Origin of the sequence: Thermogutta sp. (assembly GCF_014359955.1) — a bacterium.
In the GTDB taxonomy this organism is placed as follows: Bacteria; Planctomycetota; Planctomycetia; order Pirellulales; family Thermoguttaceae; genus Thermogutta.
In genome coordinates, this window is sequence record NZ_JACIYL010000292.1 from 1 (window position 1) to 4,953 (window position 4,953).

Sequence of the window (4,953 nt, forward strand, 5' to 3'; positions counted from 1 at the left end):
GAAGAGTGGAGCGATCCCGTGAAACGATGGATCAAGATTTTCCTCATGGCGCTCGGGCCAAGCGTGAAGCGGGGCAGTTGTCCGACGTGGACAATCCGACCCGCGCGCAACTGTGATAGAAGCAGGCGAAGAAAGTATCTCGCCTATTTTTTCGGAGCGAGGAACTCCGCGAGGATATCGATCTCCTCTTTTGTCAGCAGATTCTTGCCCGGTGTGTCCGGGAAGACGTGGTAAGAGGGCATGCCATCATTGGTCTTGGGATAGAACCGCTTGGACTTGGGGTCGGCAATGAACGCGGCAATCCACTTCTTTGATCCGTAGCCGGTCAGATCCGGGCCGGATCCGCCACCCACGCTGTAAAACTTGTGGCAATCTGCACATGTGAAATCTTCAAAAAGATAGAGAGTATCCTGATCGGGTTCAGGCGGTTCTTGGCCGTCGGGCCAATCTTTCTTAGCTTCGGCGGCCAAAGCGTCGATGAGCTTGTCGAACTCTTCTTTTCCGATGTCGCTGATCAGTTCGCGAAGGTTTCCTTTGACAAACTCGACCATGTCGCCCTTGGCAAAGGCTGTCTTGCCAAAGTATTTGTCAGAATCGATTTGTTTTGGATCGAGAAGACCGGCGATCCACTCACGGGTGGCGAAGCCTCCCAGGTCGGGTGCAGCGGTCGAGACGGCCGGAATCCCGTTTTCCGGCAGCGACAGACCGTGGCAGAGTGAGCACTGGGCGAATTCCCACAGCCATCGTGCTTCCGCCTGACGATCACCTGTGGGTCGCGCCGGGAGCTCTCGCTTGCGAGCTTCCCACTGGCCGAGGACAAATGTGGCCGGTGGGGGAGCCGCTTCCTCTTTTTCCTTCTCCTGTGTGTCAGCCGATTTTTCCGGCCAGTCTCCGCGGAGGAAGTCGGCGAGAACGCTCACCTGGGTGGGGGAGAATCGGTTTTTCTCTGGCCGTGCGGCGTCTTCGACAAACTGCGGCATTCGGTCGTTGCGAAGGCTATAAAAGTGCACATGCTGCGGGGAGGCGATGATTCCAATGAGCCATTCGCGAGATCCATATCCGGTTAAATCGGGGGCCTGGCCCACCGGACCGGCGTCGTAGAAGCGGTGGCAGCGGGCGCATTCCTGGCTGGCGATGATTTGCCGTCCCCGGGCGATCAATGCGGCGTCGCGACGATCCATTTCCCGCTGCGACGGCAACCGCGCTTCGGCAGACAGCGCAGCGATGACGGCTTCCTGATCTTCGGGAGGCAGCTTGGTGAAGCGTTCCTCGACGTAGCGAACCATCACGCCCGCGGCAAACCGCGTATTTCCAAAATACTTTGCACTGGAAATCTGCTTGGGATCGAAAAACCCTTTCAGCCATTCCCGAGTGGCAAACCCATAAAGATCCGGGGCACTGGGATTGTCGCCGATCATCTTCAACGGATCGGGACCTGAAAAGTTGTGGCAACTCAAGCATTGCTGCTCATAGAGGCGGGGACCTTCCAGCTTGGGGTCCTCGCGAAGCAAACTGAGCGCTCCGGCCGGTGGAATTCCCCCTCGCAAAGCAATGAGCTCCACCGTGCGTTTGGCTTCTTCTTCTCCGGCTGCCCGCGCTTTCTGGAAATCGGCATCCAGCCAGTCGTGTCGATAGGAGGTATACGTGAAGTACGCCAGCCCTCCCACGATGACCAGCGTGACGAGGATATTCCAGACGTGACCCAATTGCCATCGTCCAAGAATGGGCATGAGGATGACCAGGATGGCGATCAAGCCGGGGATGACGAAGATTGGCAGAATTTTCAATTCGCCGGGGAAAATATTGGAAAAACCGTACAGTCCCCGGAAGGACCATTCAGGGCGAGCCGCTGCGTAGAAATGGGCGGGGTCGGTGTCGGCAGGGGCTCCCAGTGGTGCGCCCATGTGTTCTGCTGGCGATTGCCACGCGGCCAGCGAACCGAGGCCGGGGAGTCCCCGCTGACAAACGAGGAGGAAGATCACGGCCAGCGTCACAAGGCACGCCACTCCCTGAATAAGCACGGGAAACCGCGGGTCGGGCCTGGCCCGAGGATAATCCTGCGGGCGCTCTTCCACGGCTCGCGCAGCCCGGCGAGAAAGAGCCACATGCGCCAGGGCCAGAAGCCAGATCCCGATGCCGAAGACCGCCACATGCAAGGCGAAGAATCGCGTCAGAGTGAGGTGTCCAAATTCAGCCCCGCCCACCGCCAGCCGATAAAGAGCGCCGCCGATCTGGGGCAGAAGCATGAGGAAGCTCACCCGTGTTTGCGTCGCGGCGTAGCCCTCCTGATCCCAGCGCAGGAGATCGCCCGTCAGACACGCGCCGAGAGCAAACGCCAGAAGGAGCAGCCGAGTCCAGAACACCCATTCCCGGGGTGCTGTGTAGAACCTGGTGAAAATGCGAATGAGGATTGTCAACGCCAGAAAGCCAACAAGAACCTGGGCCCCCCAGTAGTGAAGACCGCGCAACAACCAGCCCAGGGGAATCTGGTATTGAATGAAGTACACGCTTTCCCAGGCCGTCTGCGAGGAGGGGCTGTAATATATCCAGAGGAAAAATCCCGTGATGGCCTGCTGGACAAGGAGGAAGAAAATGACGGAAAGGCAGATGGGCCACCAGCAGCGGCCGAAAGCATCGCAGCCCCCACCGCAGCTTGCCCGCCAGATTGAACGCCAGCCAGTCCGATCATCCAACCAATCGGCGAAACTCATCGATTCACCTTTACCAGCGGTCAAAGGGTTGAGATTGCTGTCTCTCCTGAATACCCCGATTCCGACGGAGCCCAACACGCCAGAGAGATACGCGTTCCGTTATTCGCGCAACTCTTTTGTGTCGCAGTCGCACAACAGGTCAAGTGATGGCATATCTCAGGCGATGGGGATCTTCTGGGCTGTTCCGACCTGAAAGTTCTGGAATTCTACCCAAACTTCCTGTCCGTTGCGAACCTCTACTGAGAGAGTATCCATGTCCCGTGGGCTTGGGGAGACGGCGTCCAAACGTTTGCCATTCAGATCGAATCGCGCAAGGTGACAGGGACAGAAAAACTCACCAGCGTTGCCCTGACCCTGTCCCGGGCGGTACTCGACAGCGCAGCCCGCGTGGGGACATACCACGTGGAGGGCCTGGACCGTGCCATCAGGCAGAAGCCGCAAATAGACAGCCCCCACTGGTTCCCGCGAGAGGGTCCAGCCGTTGCGCTTCTCCGCCACGATCGGGAACTTTCTCGGGGAGCCATCTTTGGGCAGGTTGTCGAGGGTGGTCAGCCGAACGAGAAGCCCGCCTTTGCGGCCACCCCGCAACGGCGCCAAAAAAGCAACCAAGCCGGTCACCAGCGAGGGGCCGAGTGCGATCAGTCCCAGGATCCAGGCGATAAGGCTGCCCAGGACACCGCGGCGGTTCGGGGCCGAAGAAGGCCCATTTGCCCCGGCACAACACGGCGGCAAAGAAGCCGATGGCGAGCTTTCGCGGGATTGTCCCGACATTTCATTGTGTTGCATGGCTTGGCTCCGGTAACGTGCCGACGAAGCTTCCGGTTTGTTGAGCTTCCGGTTAGCATTCACCAGGTTATTGCAAGCCCAGTTGAGCGATTCCTTCTACGATAAAGGAACGGCATTGGTTTGACCGGCCATCATTACCCGTTTCTGTGCTTGCCCTCACCGCGTGGTCGATCCAGATGCTTTATTCGCCTGAATGGGGCCTCGGGCGCCATAGGTGCAGCATCTTCTCGTTGAGTTGCCTGGGATTTGGGCTTGCCGGGACGTCGGCCTGCCCATCCTGTAAACACTCCATGTCGGGTACGGCAGGCATGACTATTGTTGCATGGCCCGACGGGCAGCGTCAAGCACGCGGGCGCGGGCGGCATCCAGCGGTCCGGGAACCGTGGCACCGGCCGCCGATTTGTGCCCTCCGCCCCCAAACACCGCTGCCAGACGGCTGCAATCGACGTGACACCGGCTGCGAAAGCTGACCTTGAACTGTCCTGGTACGTGCTCGATGAACATGAGAGCCAGCTCCGTCCCCGCCACGGTCAGCGTCGTGTTGATGATGTCTTCGGTGTCAGAAGACAGCGCCCCGGTCTCGGCGAAATCGGTGTTCAAAATGTACGAGTGAATGATGCGCCCATCCAGCTCTGTCTCTGCCCGAGCCATGGCCCGCCCCATCAGTCGAAATCTCCCCAGACGTTCGTTTTCAAAAAGCTGCCGATAAAGTTTATCCGGGGCAACGCCAGCCCTGGTAAGCTCGCCCGCCAATTCGAACGTTTCTGCCCGAACAGAATTAAACCGGAACCACCCGGTGTCCGTGGCGACGGCCGCAAACAGCAGTTTTCCCAGCCGGTGAGTGAAGGGAAGCCCCAATCGCCGCACGAGCTCGGCAATAATTCGGCCGGTGGCTTCGGCCTGGGTGTCCTTGAAAAGTTCCGCCCCCAGATCATCGCCGCTGACATGGTGGTCGATGACGATTTTTTTGCGGGAAAACTCCTTGATGACAGGGCCCATGTCGCCCAGTTGGGCCCAGGCCGTTGTGTCGAGAACGACCAGGATATCCGCCCGGTCAATCTCCTCTTTGGCTCGGGGATCGCACAGTTCGATGAGTTCCTGGTTTTCATCGAGGAATTGCAGGGCAGGGGGAACGGTGAAAGCGTTGACACAAGCCACCTGCCGCCCCAGTTGCCGCAGCACATCTGCCAGAGCAAGCTCGCTTCCGATGGCATCGCAGTCGGGGCGAATATGCGTGGTCAACAAAAACCTTTGGTGTTCGTTTAAGACCTGCAGGAGGCGGGGCCAATCGACAACCAGCGGCGTGGTTGCGATTTTGGGGGCTTGTTCACACGACACGAGGTCTCTCCCTATTCGTGTTCAGAGTTTCTTTCGGCATCCACCCAGATCGTCGCTGTTTTCGAACAACCGGGCCGAGGAAGGTTTCTACCTCCGGCATTGGCGATCCTTTTCAGCA

At 58.8% G+C, this 4,953-nt stretch carries 3 protein-coding genes; all 3 read right to left on the bottom strand.

Features of this window, described 5'->3' with window-relative positions; all coding sequences use genetic code 11:
• Positions 1-143: 143 nt before the first annotated feature.
• On the bottom strand, positions 144-2,711 hold the full coding sequence (locus H5U08_RS10105; protein ID WP_297032649.1) for a cytochrome b N-terminal domain-containing protein: 2,568 nt from the start codon (positions 2,709-2,711) through the stop codon (positions 144-146).
• A 156-nt stretch (positions 2,712-2,867) separates the two neighbouring features.
• Positions 2,868-3,497: a Rieske (2Fe-2S) protein gene (locus H5U08_RS10110; protein WP_297032651.1), complete on the bottom strand. Its 630-nt coding sequence runs from the start codon at positions 3,495-3,497 to the stop codon at positions 2,868-2,870.
• A gap of 312 nt (positions 3,498-3,809) precedes the next feature.
• Positions 3,810-4,835 (bottom strand): bifunctional oligoribonuclease/PAP phosphatase NrnA, encoded by a 1,026-nt coding sequence (locus H5U08_RS10115; RefSeq protein WP_297032655.1) that lies wholly within the window; start codon positions 4,833-4,835, stop codon positions 3,810-3,812.
• Between the last annotated feature and the right edge of the window lie 118 nt (positions 4,836-4,953).

Bases quoted from the DNA above. Each gene is read 5' to 3' on its own strand.
- H5U08_RS10105 (WP_297032649.1), bottom strand. From the start codon at position 2,711: ATGAGTTTCGCCGATTGGTTGGATGATCGGACTGGCTGGCGTTCAATC.
- H5U08_RS10110 (WP_297032651.1), bottom strand. From the start codon at position 3,497: ATGCAACACAATGAAATGTCGGGACAATCCCGCGAAAGCTCGCCATCG.